19 protein-coding genes are annotated in these 19,099 nt (G+C 62.1%); 17 read left to right on the top strand and 2 right to left on the bottom strand.

All coding sequences use genetic code 11. The features are described from left to right. The first annotated feature begins 1 nt into the window (after position 1). The 10 genes from WG908_RS05475 (at position 2) to WG908_RS05520 (ending at position 11,234) form a co-directional block, all read left to right on the top strand. Positions 2–1,198 (top strand): acetyl-CoA acetyltransferase, encoded by a 1,197-nt coding sequence (locus WG908_RS05475; RefSeq protein ID WP_340185566.1) that lies wholly within the window; start codon positions 2–4, stop codon positions 1,196–1,198. After that, positions 1,198–2,346, top strand: coding sequence for an acyl-CoA dehydrogenase family protein (locus WG908_RS05480; RefSeq protein ID WP_340185567.1), 1,149 nt, complete (start codon positions 1,198–1,200; stop codon positions 2,344–2,346). Before WG908_RS05475 ends, WG908_RS05480 begins: the two co-directional genes overlap by 1 nt. A gap of 14 nt (positions 2,347–2,360) precedes the next feature. Beyond that, complete coding sequence (locus WG908_RS05485; protein ID WP_340185568.1) at positions 2,361–3,344, top strand: thiamine pyrophosphate-dependent dehydrogenase E1 component subunit alpha; 984 nt, start codon at positions 2,361–2,363, stop codon at positions 3,342–3,344. A 12-nt stretch (positions 3,345–3,356) separates the two neighbouring features. Next, the gene (locus WG908_RS05490; RefSeq protein WP_340185569.1) at positions 3,357–4,349 is read left to right on the top strand and encodes an alpha-ketoacid dehydrogenase subunit beta; all 993 of its coding nucleotides are present in this window, start codon (positions 3,357–3,359) and stop codon (positions 4,347–4,349) included. Then, the gene (locus WG908_RS05495; RefSeq protein ID WP_340185570.1) at positions 4,350–4,580 is read left to right on the top strand and encodes a biotin/lipoyl-containing protein; all 231 of its coding nucleotides are present in this window, start codon (positions 4,350–4,352) and stop codon (positions 4,578–4,580) included. 2 nt (positions 4,581–4,582) lie between these two features. Beyond that, positions 4,583–5,335 carry a 2-oxo acid dehydrogenase subunit E2 gene (locus tag WG908_RS05500; RefSeq protein WP_340185571.1) on the top strand — a complete coding sequence of 251 codons (753 nt, stop codon included), beginning with the start codon at positions 4,583–4,585 and terminating at the stop codon, positions 5,333–5,335. Between the two features lie 46 nt (positions 5,336–5,381). Then, the gene (locus tag WG908_RS05505) at positions 5,382–7,622 is read left to right on the top strand and encodes an acyl-CoA dehydrogenase family protein (protein ID WP_340185572.1); all 2,241 of its coding nucleotides are present in this window, start codon (positions 5,382–5,384) and stop codon (positions 7,620–7,622) included. Positions 7,623–7,652: 30 nt separating this feature from the next. Then, entirely contained in the window at positions 7,653–9,974 is a 2,322-nt protein-coding gene (cofH, locus tag WG908_RS05510; RefSeq protein ID WP_445326668.1) for a 5-amino-6-(D-ribitylamino)uracil--L-tyrosine 4-hydroxyphenyl transferase CofH, read from the top strand. A 25-nt stretch (positions 9,975–9,999) separates the two neighbouring features. After that, positions 10,000–10,638, top strand: coding sequence for an NADPH-dependent F420 reductase (npdG, locus tag WG908_RS05515; RefSeq protein ID WP_340185573.1), 639 nt, complete (start codon positions 10,000–10,002; stop codon positions 10,636–10,638). Between the two features lie 107 nt (positions 10,639–10,745). Further along, positions 10,746–11,234, top strand: a complete 489-nt coding sequence (locus tag WG908_RS05520; protein ID WP_340185574.1) for a cupin domain-containing protein — start codon at positions 10,746–10,748, stop codon at positions 11,232–11,234. A gap of 84 nt (positions 11,235–11,318) precedes the next feature. Here the strand turns inward: WG908_RS05520 and WG908_RS05525 are convergent, their stop codons facing one another. Next, the gene (locus WG908_RS05525; RefSeq protein ID WP_340185575.1) at positions 11,319–12,200 is read right to left on the bottom strand and encodes an SDR family NAD(P)-dependent oxidoreductase; all 882 of its coding nucleotides are present in this window, start codon (positions 12,198–12,200) and stop codon (positions 11,319–11,321) included. Between the two features lie 194 nt (positions 12,201–12,394). Here WG908_RS05525 and WG908_RS05530 point away from each other — a divergent pair, with 194 nt between their 5' ends. The 5 genes from WG908_RS05530 to WG908_RS05550 all read left to right on the top strand — a co-directional run bounded on the left by WG908_RS05530 (position 12,395) and on the right by WG908_RS05550 (position 16,649). Next, positions 12,395–12,562 carry a hypothetical protein gene (locus WG908_RS05530; RefSeq protein WP_340185576.1) on the top strand — a complete coding sequence of 56 codons (168 nt, stop codon included), beginning with the start codon at positions 12,395–12,397 and terminating at the stop codon, positions 12,560–12,562. 278 nt (positions 12,563–12,840) lie between these two features. Beyond that, positions 12,841–14,235 (top strand): aromatic ring-hydroxylating oxygenase subunit alpha, encoded by a 1,395-nt coding sequence (locus tag WG908_RS05535; RefSeq protein WP_340185577.1) that lies wholly within the window; start codon positions 12,841–12,843, stop codon positions 14,233–14,235. Positions 14,236–14,245: 10 nt separating this feature from the next. Beyond that, a complete protein-coding gene (locus WG908_RS05540) occupies positions 14,246–15,895 on the top strand; it encodes a methylmalonyl-CoA mutase family protein (protein ID WP_340185578.1) in 1,650 nt (549 codons plus the stop codon). Then, a complete protein-coding gene (locus tag WG908_RS05545) occupies positions 15,892–16,302 on the top strand; it encodes a cobalamin B12-binding domain-containing protein (protein WP_340185579.1) in 411 nt (136 codons plus the stop codon). The genes WG908_RS05540 and WG908_RS05545 overlap by 4 nt, the downstream gene beginning before the upstream one ends. Beyond that, positions 16,299–16,649: a Rieske (2Fe-2S) protein gene (locus WG908_RS05550; protein ID WP_340185580.1), complete on the top strand. Its 351-nt coding sequence runs from the start codon at positions 16,299–16,301 to the stop codon at positions 16,647–16,649. The genes WG908_RS05545 and WG908_RS05550 overlap by 4 nt, the downstream gene beginning before the upstream one ends. Before the next feature lie 19 nt (positions 16,650–16,668). Here WG908_RS05550 and WG908_RS05555 read toward each other — a convergent pair whose 3' ends face one another. Further along, complete coding sequence (locus tag WG908_RS05555) at positions 16,669–17,106, bottom strand: LLM class flavin-dependent oxidoreductase (protein WP_340185581.1); 438 nt, start codon at positions 17,104–17,106, stop codon at positions 16,669–16,671. 210 nt (positions 17,107–17,316) lie between these two features. On the opposite strand from WG908_RS05555, the gene WG908_RS05560 reads away from it, so the two are divergent. Further along, positions 17,317–17,862 (top strand): nuclear transport factor 2 family protein, encoded by a 546-nt coding sequence (locus WG908_RS05560; RefSeq protein ID WP_340185582.1) that lies wholly within the window; start codon positions 17,317–17,319, stop codon positions 17,860–17,862. Next, positions 17,859–19,043 carry an acyl-CoA dehydrogenase family protein gene (locus tag WG908_RS05565; RefSeq protein ID WP_340185583.1) on the top strand — a complete coding sequence of 395 codons (1,185 nt, stop codon included), beginning with the start codon at positions 17,859–17,861 and terminating at the stop codon, positions 19,041–19,043. Before WG908_RS05560 ends, WG908_RS05565 begins: the two co-directional genes overlap by 4 nt. Positions 19,044–19,099: the final 56 nt, after the last annotated feature.

A 19,099-nucleotide genomic window follows, 5' to 3' on the forward strand; every position in this document is an offset into this window, starting at 1 on the left:
CATGGCGACAGGCATCAAGGACAAGGTTGCGATCCTGGGAATGGGCTGTTCGCAGTTTGGCGAACGCTGGAACACGGATTCGTCGGCGCTCATGCGCGAGGCGTTCGACGAGGCGCTGGCCGACGCCGGTATCGAACGGTCGCAGATCGAGGCGGGATGGTATGGCAGCGCGCTCGACAATGTGAATGTGGGTAACTCGCCTATCCCGGCTTCCACCGCGCTTAGGCTCGACGGCATCCCGTTCACGCGCGTCGAGAATATGTGCGCGACCGGGACCGAGGCGCTGCGCGGCGCGGCTTACGCCGTGGCGTCGGGCGCGGTCGACATCGCCGTCGCGATCGGTGCGGAAAAGCTCAAGGATACAGGCTATGGCGGCCTGCCCATCCCGTTCAAGGGCACATTCAACGATATGTGGATGCCGATGGGATCGTCGCCGGCGGGCTTTGCCCAGCTGGCGGCGGGGTATCGCGCGAAACATGGTCTGGCGAAGGAAGACCTCAAGCGGGGCATGGCGCATGTGTCATGGAAGAGCCACCAGAATGGCGTGCGAAGCCCCAAGGCGCATCTACGCAAGGCGGTGCCGATGGAAACCATCCTGAACGCGCCGATGATTTCCGACCCGTTGGGACTGTTCGATTGTTGCGGCGTGTCCGATGGCGCGGCTTGCGCGATCGTGACGACGCCCGAAATCGCGCGTGCGCTGGGCAAGAAGGACCTGGTGACGGTCAAGGCGATCCAGCTGGCGATCAGTTCAGGGATCGAATCCCAGATGAACACATGGGATGGCAGCTATGTGCGCAATACGCGCAACGCCGCGACTCGCGCCTACAAGGAAGCCGGGATCACTGATCCGCGTACCCAGCTGAACCTGATAGAGGTTCATGATTGCTTTTCGATCACCGAACTGGTGACGATGGAAGATCTGTTCATTTCGCAAGAGGGCAAGGCGGTCAACGACATCCTCGACGGGTTCTACGACGCGGACGGGCAGGTGCCGTGCCAGATCGACGGCGGTCTGAAATGCTTTGGCCACCCGATCGGCGCCACCGGGCTGCGCATGACCTATGAGGTCTATAGCCAGCTTCTGGGCCGGGCCGGGGAACGGCAGCTGTCTTCGCCGTCGATGGGGCTGACGCATAATCTGGGCGGTGTGCCCTATCAGGGTATCGCGTGCATCTCGATATTGGGTCTCAACTGATGAAGCGCACTCTATTCTCTTCCGACCACGAAATGTTTCGCGACACGGTTCGCAGCTTCGTGGAAACCGAAATGGTGCCATTCCACGCCGATTGGGAGAAGGAACAGCGGGTTCCGCGCGACGTCTGGCTCAAGGCGGGCGAGGCGGGCATGCTGTGTTGCGACATTCCCGAAAGCTACGGCGGCATCGGTGCCGACTGGCTGTATAATGTGGTGGTGATCGAGGAGCTGGCCAAGGCCGGCATGTCCGGGCCGGGCTTCATGGTCCATTCCGAAATGGTCGCTCCCTACATCCTCGCGTGGGGTTCGGAGGAACTCAAGCAGACCTGGCTGCCCAAGATGGTGACCGGCGAGGCGATCGGTGCGGTGGCGATGACCGAACCCAATGCGGGCAGCGATCTGAAAGCCATTCGCACGCGTGCGGTCCGCGAGGGTGACGATTATCTGATCAATGGCCAGAAGACCTATATATCCAATGGCCAGAATTGCGATTTCGCCCTTGTGGCGTGCAAGACCGACCCCGAAGCAGGCGCAAAGGGTGTCAGCATCGTTCTGTCGCCTGCCGACACGGCGGGCTTTGAACGGGGGCGCAATCTCGAAAAGATCGGCCTGAAGGCGCAGGATACCTCGGAACTCTTCTTTGCCGATATGCGCGTGCCCGTGGGCAATCGCCTGGGCAATGAAGGCGGCGGCTTTGCGATGCTGATGACCAAGTTGTCGCAGGAGCGGCTGACCCAGGCGATCCGCAGCATCTGTGTCTGCGAAGCGGCGATCCAGTGGACGGTCGACTATACCGCCGAGAGAAAGGCTTTTGGCCACACGATCGCGGATTTCCAGAATACCCAGTTCGTGCTCGCGCAGCTTTCGGCCGAGACGACGGCCTTGCGGGTATTCACCGACTGGTGCATTGAGAGCCACCTCAAGGGCGAACTCAGCCCGGTCGATGCCGCAAAAGCCAAGTTGCTTGTCACCGACCTTCACAACAAGGTCGTTAACGAGTGTCTGCAGTTTTTCGGCGGCTATGGCTATATGACCGAATATCCCATCGCGCGGGCGTTCATCGATGCGCGGATTGCGCGCATCGCCGGTGGCGCTGCGGAAGTGATGAAACAGATTATCGGCCGTGACCTGTTCGCGGGCAAGCGTTGATTAAGGAGGACAGGATGTCAAACCTACCCAAAGCGGACGCAGCGACATTGCTCGCCATTTACAACAAGGCGTCGCTTATTCGGCACAACGATCTTCGCGTGATCAAGGCGATGAAGGCTGGCCTGCTGGTGACGCCTTATTATTCGCCGGCCGGGCAGGAAATCATTCCGTCGGCCCTGTCTGTCAATCTCAATGACGGCGACACGATCTGCACCATCTATCGCGGCACGCATGACATGCTTGCGAAGGGTTTTCCGCTTGAGCCGCTTTGGGCCGAGCTTGCGGGGCGCGTGACCGGCAGCTGCAAGGGCAAGGGCGGCACGATGCACCTTACCCATCCCGAAAGCGGATGCATGGTGACGACGGGCGTCGTGGGTTCTTCGATGCCGATCGCCACGGGCCTTGGCTGGGCCGCCAAGCTCGACGGCAAGGGCCATGTCGCGGTCGCCAATTTCGGCGATGGCGCCGCCAATATCGGCGCGTTCCACGAATCGCTCAACCTGGCGGCGCTGTGGAAGCTGCCGGTGATCTTCATCTGCCAGAATAATCGCTATGCCGAACATACCAGCTTCGCCAACTCGACTGCCGTCGATGAATTGTCGAAGCGGGCGGCGGGCTACGGTATGGAAGGCGTGACCGTCAACGGCAACGACGTCGATGAAATGTATGGGGCCGCGAAGATCGCCGTCGATCGCGCCCGTGCCGGTGAGGGTCCCACCTTCATCGAAGCCAACACGTTCCGCTTCAATGGCCATCTGATCGGCGACGCCGCCGGTTACATTCCCAAGGAAGAGCTGAAGACGGCCAAGGACAATGACCCCTTCGCCACGTTGCGCAAGCGCGTGCTTGCCGACGGCGCCGCCAGCGAAGCCGAGCTCGATGCGATCGACGCGGATATCAAGGCCCGCATCGAGGCGGCGGTCGAAGCTGCATTCAAGGCCGACCTGCCCGATGTCGCCGAACTGAAGCGCGACGTGTTCGCCTATGAACTGGCCTGAGGAATCGACACGATGACAACGCAGACCCTGAATACCATCCAGGCCGTCAATCTCGCGCTTCATGACGCGATGGCCGCCGATCCCAAGATGCTAGTGCTGGGCGAAGATGTCGCCGACCGGGAAGAGGGCGGCGTCGTTGGCGTCACCAAGGGCCTTTCGACCGCATTCGGCGATGATCGCGTCAAGTCGACGCCGATCGCCGAACAGGCGATCATCGGCGCGGCGATCGGCGCGTCGCTCGGCGGCTATCGCGTCGTTGCCGAAATCATGCTGATGAACTTCACGACGGTAGCGATGGACATGATCGTCAACCATGCGGCGAAGCTGCGCTTCATGTCCGGTGGTCAGACCCATGTTCCCATCGTGATCCGCACGATGACCGGGGCCGGCATGTCGAACGGTGGCCAGCACAGCGACTATCTCGAAGCCTGGTTCGCGCATACGCCGGGGATCAAGGTCGTGGCGCCCTCCAACCCGTCCGATGCCTATGGCCTGCTCAGAGCCGCGATCGAGGATGAAGATCCTGTGATCTTCATCGAGAATCTGCCGGGCTACTGGAATACCGGACCGGTGACGCGCGAAGTGATTCCGCTCGGCAAGGCCCGGATCGCGCGCGAGGGCAACGATCTGACCATCGTCACCTATGCATCCATGGTCGCGCCCGCGCTCGCCGCAGCCGAAAAGCTGGCCGCCGACGGGATCGAGGTCGAGGTTGTCGACCTGCGCACGATCGCGCCTTGGGACAAGGAAACGGTGCGCGCTTCGGTCGCCAAGACCGGACGGGCGCTGATCGCGCACGAAGCGGTGAAGGAATTCGGGGTCGGCGCCGAAATCGCCGCCGATCTGGGCGACCATTTCTTCGGGAGGCTGAAGGCTCCGGTCAGGCGCGTCGGCGGTGCATTCTGTCCGGTGCCCTATTCCAAGCCGCTCGAAACCGCATTCGCCCCCTCGGCGGCTGATATCGAAAATGCAGTGCGCGGCCTGGTGGCCGGAAAGGAGTCCTAAATGGCGGTTGACATCATACTTCCCAAGCTGGGTTTTTCGATGACCGAAGGGCAGTTGGCCGAGTGGCTGGTCCCGGACGGCGGACAGGCCGTCGAAGGCGAGCCGCTGTTTTCGCTGGAAAGCGACAAGTCGGTCAACGAGGTCGAAGCCCCTGCGTCGGGGACGCTGCGGATCATCAAGGAACCGGGCGAAACCTATGAAGTAGGGACGGTTCTCGGCACGATCGAATAATCATGAGCCTGGAAAGCCTGATTGCATCCCTGCCGGGGTGGCCTGTGGCCGACTTTTCCGAATATGGGGAAGTCGAAATTCGCAAGCTGTCCAATGTCCAGAAGCTGACCGGCAAGTTCCTGGGCCGCAACTGGGTCGCGATTCCCCATGTCACGCATCACGACGAAGTGGACGTGACCGAAACGGAATCACGGCGAGCGGCGTGGAATGGCGAGAATCCGGACGCGAAGGTGACGCCTGTCGCCTTGCTCGTCCGGGCGCTCGCCACGGTGTTGCGGGACTTCCCCCAGTTCAATGCTTCGCTTGGCGATGATGGACAAACCGTCATCCTCAAAAAATATGTGCATATCGGCGTCGCGGTCGACACGCCCGGCGGATTGCTGGTCCCGGTGATCCGCGACGTCGACAGGATGAGCCTGGCCGATATTGCCCGTGCCGTATCGGCGATTGCCGAGAAGGCGCGGACGAAGGGCCTGTCGATGGCGGAAATGTCGGGCAGTTCGATGTCGCTGACCTCGCTGGGCCATATCGGCGGCACCGCCTTCACACCGATCATCAATGCCCCGGACGTCGCCATTCTGGGTGCGACCGCCATTCAGTTGCGCCCGGTTCCGGGGGACGATGGCGCGGTCATCTGGCGCAAGAAGCTGCCGCTGTCGCTCAGCTACGACCATCGGCTCATCAATGGCGCGGACGCGGCGCGCTTCGTCAAGGCGATCGAAGTCGCCTTGGGCAGCACCGCACTTTTTGCATAACCGGTCGACCGGTTGCACCAGGGTTCGATAGGAGAGGCCTAGAATAATGACGTTCGCCAGGACAGAGACGCAGCAGATGTTCGGCGACATGCTGGGCCGCCTTCTCGACGTCGAAAATGACTTCGAAGAGCGACGGCGGCGGTTGTCGGCGGAAACGCCCGACCGGCTGGCGCTTTGGCCTGCGCTTGCCGAACAGGGCATCCTGGGCGCGACGGTGCCCGAAGAAGCCGGCGGCTTCGGCGGCAGCATGCGCGACTTGGTCGTGATCATGGAAGAGGTCGGTCGCAAGCTGGTGGTGGAGCCGGTTCTGGCGAGTGCTTTGACCGGCGCCATCCTGCATGCGGGCGGCGAGGACATTTCCGGCCTGATCGCCGGTGAAACGATCACCGCTTTTGCCCATGAAGAAGGATATGATCCCTTCGCCCTGCCCGAAACCCGCGCCGTCAGGGCCGGGGACGGCTATCATCTGCATGGCCGCAAGATGGTGGTGCGTCATGCCGATCTGGCGCATCAGTTCATCGTCAGCGCGACGCTGGATGGAGAGGCTGGCGTTTATCTGGTCGAGGCCGGCGCGCAGGGCCTGGTGCTCGACAGCTATCGGATGATCGATGGCGCGTCGGCCGCAACGGTCGAATTGTCCGGCGTCGCCGCGCGGCGGATCGGCGGGAGCGACCTGATCGTCGCGGCAATCGAGCGCGGCGCCATCGCGCTCGCCGCCGAAGCCGTCGGCATCATCTGTGCTGTCAACGCGGCAACCTTCGCCTATCTTGGCACGCGCAAGCAGTTCGGCGTGCCGCTGGCCAGCTTCCAGGCGCTGCAACATCGCTCGGCCGACATGTATGCTGCCGCCGAAGAAGCGCGCATCCTGACGGAACGGGCGATAGAATCCTTCGACGCGGGCGCGGCGGACCGCTCCGCCCTGGCATCGGCGACCAAGGTGCTGGTGGACGATGCGGCGCGCAAGGTCGGGCATGAGGCCGTGCAGATGCATGGTGGCATGGGCGTCAGCGATGAACTGGACATCAGCCATTATCTCCGGCGTCTCGCCGCGATCCGTGCCGAATTGGGAAGCGCGGACCTGCATCGCGCGCGCTTTGCCGGGCTGGGCGTCAATGTCGTCCAGGAAACGCCGTTCCGGGCCGAGGTCCGCGAATTCGTGCGCGCGCATCTGCCCGAGGATATCGCGCGCAAGGGCGCTCTCGGCCTTGAAATTCACAAGGACGATTATGTCCGCTGGCAGAAGATCCTGCATGAAAAGGGGTGGTTCGCCGCCGGCTGGCCGGTCGAACATGGCGGCGCGGGCTGGACCATCGACCAGCAGCTTATCTTCCTTCAGGAATCGGCTCTCAACAACGCACCCATGATCATCCCCTACGGCGTGAACATGATCGGGCCGGTGTTGCAGGAATTCGGCAATGCCGAACAGTGCGCGAAATATCTGCCCGGCATCCTGTCGAGCGATACATGGTGGTGCCAGGGCTATTCAGAACCAAATTCAGGCTCTGACCTGGCGTCTTTGAAGACCAGCGCGGTGCGCGAGGGCGATCATTATATCGTCAACGGCACGAAGATGTGGACGACCGAGGCGCATTGGGCCGACATGATGCATTGCCTGGTGCGCACGGACCGGGAAGTGAAGGCGCAACGCGGCATTTCGATGTTGCTGATCGACATGAACAGCCCCGGCATTGAGATCCGGCCGATCGTCACCATCGATGGCCAGCATCATACCAACCAGCTGTTCCTCGACAATGTCCGGGTGCCGGTCGAAAATCTGGTGGGCGAGGAGGGGCAGGGGTGGACCATCGCCAAGTTCCTGTTGTCGCACGAGCGAGTGGCGATCGCCGACACCGGGCCGAAATTGCGCCTGCTTCAGAACATCAAGACGATGCTGGCCGAAGTGCCGCCATCGCCGCCGCGCGCGCGGCTCGCTGAAAAGCTTGCCGGGGCGGAGATCGAACTGCTCGCGCTTTGCTGCATGGAGCAAAGCTATGTGTCGAGATGGGCCGAAGGCGCTTCGCGCGATGGTCCCGAAGCATCGGTCCTCAAGATCCGCAGCACCGAAATTCTCCAGCGCCTTTCCGAGATCGCGCTGGAAATCGAAGGGCCGCTGGGCGGCGCGCACGACCCGCACGATCTCCACCTGGCGCCCCATGGCCAGTTCACGCCGTCGCAGCGTGCGAGCCTGATGGGTCATCAATATCTATATGGTCGCTGCTGGTCGATCTTCGGCGGCACCAACGAAATCCAGCGCAATCTGATAGCAAGATCGCTAGTCTCTGGTTGATTGGTCGCGCCAACAGGAGTGAATGTTGCGATGTCAAGTTGTTATGATGGTCTTCTCGAAGGAGAAGATCGCGCGCTGGCCTCAGGGCCGCTTGATGCGCTGATCGCCAGGTCCGAACGCATGACGATGGCGGGCTTTGGCCCTATCGTCACTTATTCGCGCAAGGTGTTCATTCCGCTGACGAAGCTGTGTCGCGACGTTTGTCACTATTGTACGTTCGCTTCCACCCCGTCCAGGGTCGATACCGCCTATATGTCGCGCGAAGCCGTGCTGGCGGTTGCGCGGGCGGGTGCGGCCGCCGGATGCCGCGAGGCGCTGTTCACGCTCGGCGACCGGCCCGAGGCACGCTATGCGGCCGCGCGCGAGGCGCTCGGCCAACTCGGCCATTCGACGACCCTGTCCTATGTCGAGGAAATGGCGCGCGCCGTCCTGGACGAGACCGGATTGTTGCCGCACATCAACGCGGGCCTGATGGACGATGCCGATTATGCCGCGCTTCGGCCGGTATCCGCGTCGATGGGGCTGATGCTGGAGACGGTTTCGGAACGATTGTCGCAAAAGGGCGGCCCTCATCACGGTTCGCCCGACAAATGGCCGGCGCACCGGCTGGCGTCGATCGAGGCCGCAGGACGGGCGGCGGTGCCCTTCACCACCGGTCTGCTCATCGGCATCGGCGAAACGCGCGAGGAGCGGATCGAGGCGCTGATCGCGATCCGCGACCTGCATCGCCGCTATGGTCATATCCAGGAAGTCATCATCCAGAATTTCCGTGCCAAGCCAGGCACGCTGATGGTCGATCATCCCGAACCGTCGCTGGAAGACCATCTTTGGACGATCGCTATGGCGAGACTGGTTCTGGGACCGGACATGGTGATCCAGGCTCCCCCCAATCTGCATGCGCCCGAAGAGCTGGCGGCGTTGCTGAGGGCCGGGGTCAATGATTGGGGTGGCGTGTCGCCGGTGACCCCCGACCATGTCAATCCCGAGGCGCCCTGGCCGCACCTTGCGCTGCTGGAGCAGGCAACGGTGGCGGCTGGCCGCGTGTTGCGGGAGCGGCTGGCGATCGGTCCGGCCTATGCGCTGGAAGCCGACCGCTGGAGCGAACCGGCGATTGCCCGCAAGGTGCGCCAGTCGATCGACGCGCGCGGATTGCCGGTGACGGACGGATGGCATGCGGGCACGGGTGACCTGGCCCCCGCGCTGGCGAGCGGCGGCGCGACCGCGGGGTCGGCCGAGATCGATGCGATCATCGCGGCGGCGCGTTCGGGCGAGCGACTGGACGAGGATGCGATCATCCGCCTGTTCGAAGCCGACGGTTCCCATGTCGAGCAGATCACGCAGGCCGCAGACCGGTTGCGGCGTGAAGTGGTTGGGGACGCGGTCACCCATGTCATCAATCGCAACATCAACTATACCAATATCTGCCTGTACAAATGTGGGTTCTGCGCCTTTTCCAAGGGCAGCACCAAGGCGATGCGCGGACCGGCCTATCGGCTCGACCTGGAAGAGGTTGGTCGTCGCGCTGCCGAAGCGTGGGATCGGGGCGCGACGGAAGTCTGCCTTCAGGGCGGCATCCATCCCGACTATGACGGCAACACCTATCTGTCGGTAATCAAGGCGGTTCGGGACGCCGCGCCGGGCATACATATCCATGCCTTTTCGCCGCTGGAGGTAACGCATGGCGCGACCACATTGGGCCTCAGTCTGGAAGATTATCTGACGCAGCTTCGGGACGCGGGACTTTCGACGTTGCCAGGCACGGCCGCAGAAATATTGGACGATGAGATCCGCGACATCATCTGCCCCGACAAGCTCAATACGCAGGAATGGCTGGAGGTCATGCGGACCGCCCATCGCGTGGGGCTGCGTACGACGGCGACGATCATGTACGGGCATGTCGAAGGCTATCGGCACTGGGCCCGCCACCTGTTGCGGGTGCGCGATCTTCAGGTCGAAACCGGCGGCTTTACCGAATTCGTTCCGTTGCCCTTCGTGCATATGGAAGCGCCGATCTGGCGCAAGGGGCGGTCGCGCTCCGGGCCCAGCTTCCGCGAAACGATATTGATGCATGCAGTGGCGCGGCTCGTGCTCAACCCCGTGATCGTCAATATCCAGGCGAGTTGGGTGAAACTCGGCGCGACCGGCGTGGCGGCGGCCTTGCGGGCCGGCGTGAACGACCTGGGCGGAACATTGATGGACGAATCCATTACCCGGGCGGCCGGCGGCCTCAACGGGCAATTGTGCGACCCGGCGCAGATGGCCGCCTATGCGGCCGAGGCGGGCCGTCATAGCGTTCAACGCACGACATTATACGGCCGCGTGGCTGCCCGCGAGCTGGAAGCCGCGGAATAATCTTAACCTAGAAGGACAATTTGATATGGTCGGTAAAATTGCGGTCGTCGGTGGCACTGGCAATCTGGGTGCGGCGATTGCGTGCCGGCTCGCCAAGGCGGGCCATAGCGTCGTCATCGGATCGCGCTCGGCCGAAAGCGCCGAACGCGCCGCCGGCGAACTGGGCTGCGGCCTGATCGGCAAATCCAACGCCGACGCGGCCAAAGAGGCCGATCTCATCATCGTGACTGTCCCGTTCGCTGCCCAGGAAGGCACGCTGACCGACATCGCGCCCCATTGCGCGGGCAAGATCGTCGTCGATACGACCGTACCTCTGGTCCCGCCCAAGGTGATGCGCGTCCAGCTTCCCGCCGAAGGCAGCGCCGCCCAGCGCGCGCAGAATCTGCTCGGCGAAGGGGTCAACGTCGTCTCTGCCTTCCACAATGTCGGTGCCGCCAAGCTTGCCGCCAACGAGGATCTCAATTGCGACGTGCTGGTGTTCGGCGATGACAAGGCGTCGCGCGAACAGGTTGTGCAGCTGTCCGAAGCCATGGGCCTGCGCGCGTTCCACGCCGGCGCGCTGTGCAATTCGGCCGCTGCCGAGGCACTGACCTCGGTACTGATCTTCATCAACAAAAATTATGATGTCGGCGAAGCGGGCATCAAGATCACCGGCAAGAGCTGACTGTCGCCGGCGGGGCCTCGTTCGTCAGCATAGCTTGACCGGCGACGGCCCCGCCCCGCCCTTTCCGCGGTTCGTTGCCCCATTGGTTTTGAACAGGGAGCAGGATCATGGACGCCTCCGCAACAGTGCCGCACGCGCACGAAGACGCCGTCCAGCGCATCGCCACCGAGGAAGTCCCTTGGTTGCCCTATTCGCTCATCCCCAACACCTTTTTCCGCGTGCTCAAGGTGGATGAGGTCAACAATATCGTCGTCCTCAATTTCAAAATGCCGCCGGGAACCGTGACCCCGGTTCACAGTCATCATTGCACGGCCACCGCCTATACGCTCAAGGGCGAGTGGTTCTATGACGATCTGTGCTTCCGCGAGGGCGATATCGCTTTTGAAACGACTGTCGAAGTGCACCAGCCGATCACGCGCGACAATGAAGCGATTTTGCTGACGACCCTGATCGGCGGCAAGGGGAACGACAAGCTGCTGGAGGATCACAACCCGGACGGCACCACCACATTATTGCGTACCCGGCTGTTCAAGGCATGCGAGCGGATCACGCCCGAAGCCTATGCCGCGCTGGACTTCGACGCCTTGCTCAACTGACGCGGCGGCACTCTTTGCGGTCACATCGCCCGTGCGGTCATCGGTGGGGAAGCGTCGTTGCGGTGGAGGCTTCCCCGGCAGCGTTCATTCGGCGGGCACGGCCTGGCGGTTGCCCGGTAGCATGGCGTTGAAGAACGCATCGACTTCCAGATCGGTTGATGATCGCCGCATTTCCAGCAGCTCGACGGCGTTGCCGACGCAATAGCGGGTCTTGGGGCTTTCAGCTTCCAGCGCCTCGATGATGACCGCCGCGACCACATCCGGGGCCACCGCGACCGAATCGCCCGTCTGCGAAAAGGCGCGCTGCTGGGCGAAATAATCGCCGTAGTTGCGTTTTCCCTCCTTATCGAGCTGCGCCAGGCCCTTGTCGAGCAGCGCGGCAAAGCCATGTACCATGGCGGTGGCAATGGCGCCCGGCTGGATCAGGGACACAGGGATGTCCCATTGACCCGCTTCAAGCCGCATCGTGTCGACCAGCCCTTCGAGCGCATATTTCGAGGCCGCATAATAGCCAAGGAGCGGGAACGTCACCTTGCCGGCCATGGAGCCGACAAAGATGAACCGGCCCTGGTTGTCCCGCAACAGCGGCAGGGTCGCCTGATAGATAGCCAGATTGGAAATCGTATTGATCTCCATCGTGCGCCGGAACACATCCAACGGCGTCGTTTCGAGCGGGCCGCAGGGGTTGATCCCCACGCAACTGATCACGGCGGCAAGCGGCTGATCGCTGCGTCCGAGTGCTTCCCTGACCTGGGCGATCCCGGTATCGGCGGAGGAAAAATCGGCGATGAACAGGTTGGCGGCGTCAAATCCGCCCTTTGCCATGGCGTCGAGATCGGCCTGATCCAGCGCGGAGCCGAGCACATCATAGCCCCCGTCGAGCAACCGGCGCGTCAGGCATCGCCCCACGCCGCCCGATGCGCCGATCACCAAAATCTTGCCCGATCGTGCTGGTGCTACCGACATCTTTTATCTCCATGAAAAGAACCGCCGATCAGCATTATCTGCTCCTGTCTCCGCGCTGCCTATGCGGAAGATCGGCCTCACTGGGCTATTTCCCATGAGCGGCGGGCTTGCAAGGAAAATGCTGAGGCTATCCCGGCGACCGCAAGGAACCAACGTCAGCCGCCATGATTGGTGTGACTGAAAAGGAGCCGTACATGACGAAGGACAAAACCCGCCCGGACCAGCCAGCGTCGGAAGACGCCGATGTCCGGGGCCCCGGCCTCGATCATGTCGGCGACGAAGACGCGAGCCAGTTGCCCGAAGACGAGACGTCGATTCGGCTGCCGATCGAAGAAGGGGATTTCGACGCGCAGCCGCGCTGAGAGATGCGGCGCCGCTCGCAAGGATGCCAGCGCCATTTCCATTATCTGATCGCGATCCCCGCAGCGCCGGTGTGGTGGCGCACGGGCGATTGCTCCCTCGCTGGCCGGGCATTCATTTGCCGTGTCGCCAGCGGCAGGGTGGTATATTGTCGCCACAGGCGGGTTGAAACATTGCCTCGTCAGGCTTACGCCATATCTATTGACGGACAAACGCATTGCCTTGCGATGCGTGAAGCATTAGGTCCTACATACTGTTTTCAGAAACGACGAGGGATGCCATGGATTACGATTATCGGACGGGATTCATCACCTATCCTGACGCTGAGCCTGGCAGTCCGGCGGCGAAAGCGCCCTACATCGACCATGGCACCGAGCGTGTGGACCCCAAGCGGTTCTACAGCAGCGAAGAAGCTGCGCTCGAATGGGACAGGATGTGGACGAAAAGCTGGCTCTTCGTCGGCTTGACCCAGGACCTTCCCGAGATCGGCGACTGGTTCAAGGCCGATTATGGCAAGGAATCGTTCGTCATCGTGCGGACCGGCGAAGGCGATGATGGCATCGTCGCCCATTACAACGTCTGTCCCCATCGCGGCAACCGGATCGTCCATACCGATTTCGGCAGCGCAAGCGGGGGTGAGGGCGCGTGCGTGTTCACCTGTGATTTTCATGGCTGGAAATTCGGCCTGGATGGCAAGAATGCCGAAATCCGCGACGAGATGATTTTCCGCAAGGAAGCGATCGCGCATCGTCCGGGGCTGAAATCCGTCAAATGCAGCGTGTGGAACAGCCTGGTTTTCATCAATATGGATCCGGACAGCAAGTCGCTGCTTGAGCATCTCGACGTCATCCCCGAACATCTGGCGCCCTACCCGTTCGAGAAATATCGCGTGCTGCGCGATATCGAAACCTGCTGGGATGCGAACTGGAAGACCGCTCTCGACGCGTTTATCGAATTCTACCACGCCGACGACGTCCATCCGCAGGTCGCGCCGTTCACCGAGACGCTGGGTTGTCAGTACGATCTGTACGGCAATGGCAACAGCCGGATGATCATTCCGATCGGCAGCGTTCCGGTGCGGTTCGAGGATCGTGAGACCGTGCCCGACGGCATGAAGGCGTTTCTGCAATTTTACGGCGGCAATCCTGATGATTTCCTGCATCTGCAGGGTCATGAATATAACAAGGCCTTTGCTCAGACGCGGCGTAAATGGGCCGAGCGGCACGGATACGAGCATTTCAAGGATCTGACCGACGATCAGGTCAATGACGACTGGAATTATTTCGTCTTTCCGAACGTGACGATCAACGCGTTCAGCGATTCGTTGCTGCTCCAGATCTTTACGCCGCATGCGACCGACCCGCGCAAGAGCCATTACCGCGCCATTTCGCTGTGCCTGCCGGTCGGCGGGTCGCAGGACATGGTGATGGATCCCGGCCAGTTCGGCCCTGAAGCCGTTTCGCCTCCCGGCTGGGATGGATCGATCCGGCCCGAGAAGATCGTTCCCCAGACTCTCGCCGACTTCGGCTCGGTGCTGGCGCAGGATGCGGTTCGCGTGCCCGAAGTGCAAAAGGGCATCGAGTCTGCCGCGTTCGACGGCTATGTCCTGTCGGAATCGGAAAACCGTATTCGGCACTATCTGGCGGAACTGGACCGTCTTATCGGGCGGAGCTGAAGCCATGGACATGACCACCCCACCTGGCAATTTGTTCGAAAGCGTCGAGAACGTCGAAATCAAGCTCTCGCGGACCAAGACGTGGAGCGGGCTGGAGACCGATGCCGCATATTTTCCCAAGGAGCGCGACAGCGCCTATGAGGAAAATCTCGGTGATCCGGGGAGCTATCCCTTCACGCGGGGGGCCTATCCCCAAATGTATCGCAGCCGCATGTGGACGCTGCGGAACATCGTCGGCTACGGCTCGCCGGAAGATACCCGGCAGGGTCTCGAAATGGTGCTGGCGGCCGGTGGGACCGGCGTCAGCATCGTGCCCGACCCGTTGACCACGCAAAGCGTCGATCCCGATCATCCGGCGTTCGGGCCGGAGGTGGGGCTGGAGGGCTGTTCGCTTCCGACCCAGCGGGATGCGGCGCGGCTGCTCGAAGGGCTGGATCTGGCCAAGGTCGACACCGCCTGGCATTGGGCGGCGATGGCCTATCCGTTGATTGCTTCGGTGCATGTGAAGCGCGGCCAGCCGCTCTCCACCTTGCAGGGTTCCAACATGCCCGACATGCTGCAACAGACGCTGTGCGGATGGGGCAAGCATCTGGTTCCGGCCGAATTCGGTCACCGCATTGCGGTCGACGAGATCGAGTTCAGCGTCCGCAACAGCCCGAAATGGGCGCTTGGGATGCCGCAGGCCTATGACCTGCGTGAACGCGGATTGTCGCCGGCGGGCGAGATCGCTCTTGGCATGGCCATGATCAACAAGACGATGGAAGACCTGATCGATCGCGGCCTGACCGTGGATCAGGTCGCGCCCAGCCTTGCCTGGGTGTCGACGTCGGATATCGATTTCTTCGAAGAGATCGCCAAGTTCCGGGCGCTGCGCCGCTATTGGGCGCGGACGATGAAGGAGCGGTTCGGGTCGCAGGACATGCGCGCCCAGCGCCTGCGGATCGCGTGCCACACGTCCGGCAAGTCGCTGGTGTACAAGCAGCCGCTCAACAACCTGACGCGCACGGCGATACAGGGGCTTGCCGCGCTCTGTGGCGGGGTGCAGTCGCTCGAAGCCTGCACATTCGATGAACCGGTATGCGTGCCCACTCACGAAGCGCGTGAGCTTGCCACCCGGCAGCAGCAGATACTCGCCAATGAAGTAGGCGCGGCGCGCGTCGCCGACCCGTTCGGCGGCAGCTATTATATCGAGGCGCTGACCGACAAGGTCGAGGCCGAAGCCATCGCCATGCTTACGCGGATCGAGGAAATCGGCCTGATCGAAGCGATCGCCAGCGGCAAAATCGAAGAGATGATGGACGATTTCAACTTCGACCTTCAGCGCGAGCTGGATAATGGCGATCGCATCATCGTCGGCGTCAACCGGTTCGTGCCGGAAGATGAGCCGTCGCCGACCCGGTTCAAGTTCGACCGCACCAACACCTATGCCCATATCCGCCGTTTTTCCGAACTCAAGCAGCAGCGCGATCAGGCCAATTGGTCGACGTCGTTGAAGAACGTCTATAATGTCGTTCGGGATGGCAATAATCCCATGCAGGCCATGATCGATGCATTCATCGCCGATGCCAGCATTGGCGAAATCTGGGGCACGGTGCGCGTCGCCAACGGCCATCCCTTCGACCCTTATGGTCATCTCCAGGCACCATTGAGCTATACATGAGCAAACCCAATACCGTTCGCTGCATGCTCGGCATGCTAGGCACCGATGTGCATTCCAAGGGCATACGCACGCTTGCCCGACTGCTGGACGAGGCAGGGGGCATCGATGTCGACTATATCGGCGAGCATAACAGCGTCGAGGGCATGGCGGACGCAGTGGTTGATCGCAAGATCGACATTGTCGGCGTCAGCTTTTCCTCGGCCGCCTATGTCGAATATACGCGCCAGCTCATCGAAGCGATGAAGGCCAAGGGCGTCGGGCATATTCCCGTGATGCTGGGCGGCATGATCCACCCCGACGATGTTGCCGAGTTGATGGAAATGGGAGTCGCGGGCGTTTTCGGCGCTGGGTCGAAGACCGAGGATATCGTCTCGTTCGTTCAGAATGCCGGCGCGCCGAAAATATGACCGGCTATGTCGATGTCTGTGCGTTTGAGGATATCCCCAATGGCAAGCATCTGGCATTCAATATCGATGGTCTGTCCATCCTGATCTTCCGTATCAACCCGGATGTGTTCGCGCTGGAAAATCGCTGCACCCATCTCGATTTTCCGTTGGAAGGCGGGCGGCAGATCGGATCGGACATCATCTGCCGCAAGCATGGCGCGCGCTTTGACATAAAGACCGGGAAGGCCGTCGTCGGTCCTGCCGTGGACCCGCTTCGCCGGTTCGAGGTGCGGGTGCGGGGCGGGCGGATCGAAATCCAGCCCCCCGTGCCGCTCAGCCGTCATCCGTTCGTCCAACGGGTCGGCTGACACCGGAAATCCAGCGCCGTCATCGCGCCCTGTCATGGATGGCGATGCGTCCGGCAGCCTCGTCGGTCATCGCCCCCCGTTGGTTCCACGCTATGCCCACCGCTTCGAATTCTTCACGAACATTGCCGATGCCCGCGCCAAGGACGGCGCGGTCTTTCGACAGGTGATCGAGTGTGGCGAAATATTTCGCCACGAAAAACGGGCTGTGGAAGGGCAGGACGAGGATCGACGTGCCCCGCAGGACGCGCGAGGTCTTGACCGCCAGCGCCGACAGGATCGACAGCGCGCTGTAATAGGGCGCTTCGCCGATGCGATCGCGCACATAGCCGACATTGACCAGATGCTCTGACGTCCAGAGCGAATGGAAGCCATGCTGCTCCGCCACGACACCGATTTCGATCAACGCGGCAACGTCGGCGACGCCCCAATTATTGGGAATGGAGAGGCCGATCTTCACGCTTCACGCCCGTGCGGCAAACAGCCTCGCCTGTGTTTCGCTAACCCGACCTGTCGCCGCCGCCGCCGGCATAGGCGAATGTTGACTTCCATAGTATGATCCTACTAAATATCTCGCCGGCCTTGAGTATCGGCGAAGCGTAAAGTGCTCATGGCGGGAACGTCAAATCGCATCATGCCGAAAACGGCGGTTCCATAAGGAGAGGCATTCATGACGGTAAGCGCGATAGTTGCGGCCGATGTGGTCGAACGGGAGCGGATCAGGGACTGCCTGGCGCGATATTGCCATGCCATCGACCGCCGCGACGCCGATCTCCTCAGGTCCTGCTATTGGCCCGAAGCCGTCGACGATCATGCGACATTCGTCGGCACAGTCGATGCCTTCGTCACCTATGCGATGGAAAGCCTGGCTGCGATGGTTCTCACCCAGCATAATCTGGGACAAATCCTGATCCGCCTGGACGGCGACACCGCGGTCTCCCAATCCCTGCTTACAGCCTATCACCGCATGGACATTGGCGGCGAGCACCGCGACATTACGTTGGGCGGACGATATCTCGACCGTTGGGAAAAGCGCGATGACGAATGGCGGATCATCCATCGGGTTCTCGTTGCGGACTGGATGAAGGATTTCGGCGCATCGGCCGACTGGTCCAACGGCCTGGCCGGCGCTCCGTTCGTCAGCGACCATGCCGTCGGCAAGGCCGAGGGCGACTTCAGCGAAACCTTGTTCCCCCGGCAAAACATTCGCCCATGAGCATGTATGACGGCCGGCGACTGCGATTGACAGAGGAACTGCTTGCCCGGCTGAACCCGATCCTCCCATTGATCAAGGAGCGGATCGCGGCCGGGGATGTGGCGCGGGACACGCCCGCCGAAACGATAGCGGCACTTGCGGCGGCAGACCTGTTTCGCCTCTTTCAGCGGAAGGAATGGGGAGGCCTCGAAGCTGATCCGCGAACCTTCTTCGCGATCCAGAAAGCCATCGCGGAGGTATGTCCGTCGACGGCATGGGTATATGGCGTCCTGTGCGTCCAACCGTTCCGGATCAGCCTGTTCGACCGGCAGGCGCAGGCGGACATATGGGGGGATGACGGCGGCGCGCTCATCGGCTCCGCATCCAGCCCGGCCGGAGTCGCAACGCCCGTCGAAGGCGGCTTCCGGCTCAGTGGCCGCTGGACTTTCTCTAGCGGCATTTCGCATGCGCAATGGGCGCTGCTGGGCGCCCGTCGGCCCGACTTGCCCGCCGCGGCCGCCGACTGCCGGTCCGCGCTCAATATATTCCTGGTGCCGTGCGCGGATTTCGAGGTCGTCGATGTCTGGCGCTCGTTCGGGCTGCGGGCGACAGGCAGCAACGATATCGTCGTGCAGGACATATTCGTACCTGCGCACCGGACGCTGACGCTCGACCCGGGCATACAGAATCTGCGCCGGGACGCGCGGCCCGGCCCGGCTCTTTACCGGATGCCCTGGCATTATCTCTTCTCGGCCTCCATATCCTATTTCGGCATCGGTGCCGCGCGCGCCGCGCTCGATGGCTTTCTGGCGATCATCAGAGGCCGGGTCTCGATGATGACCGGAAAGGTCGCGCGGGAAGATCCGGCGGTTCAACAGGCCGCGGGCCGTCTCGCTGCGGAAATCGACGCAGCCAGTGCAATGTATGACCGGCATGTCCGGCAGCTGCTCGATCATGACACGGACGACATAATGATGTCGATGCCCGACGCCGTCCTGCTTCGCGCCCAGCTCACTGGCGGCCTGCGCAAGCTGACGGCGCTGGTGGACGATCTGATGATGCTGCAGGGCGCGCGCGCGACCGATATGAACTCGCCGGTCACGCGGGCCTGGCTCGATCTGAGCGCCGCGCGCGCGCATCTGGGCAATGATCCGACGATCCCGACGACGATGCTGGGGGCGATGCTGATCGGAAAAGGCTAGCAGGCCGAGGGTCTTCGCCTATGAATGCGCCGGTTGATCGGGGTGCGCGAATTCGA

Origin of the sequence: Sphingobium anseongense (genome assembly GCF_037725245.1) — a bacterium.
Taxonomy (GTDB): Bacteria; Pseudomonadota; Alphaproteobacteria; order Sphingomonadales; family Sphingomonadaceae; genus Sphingobium.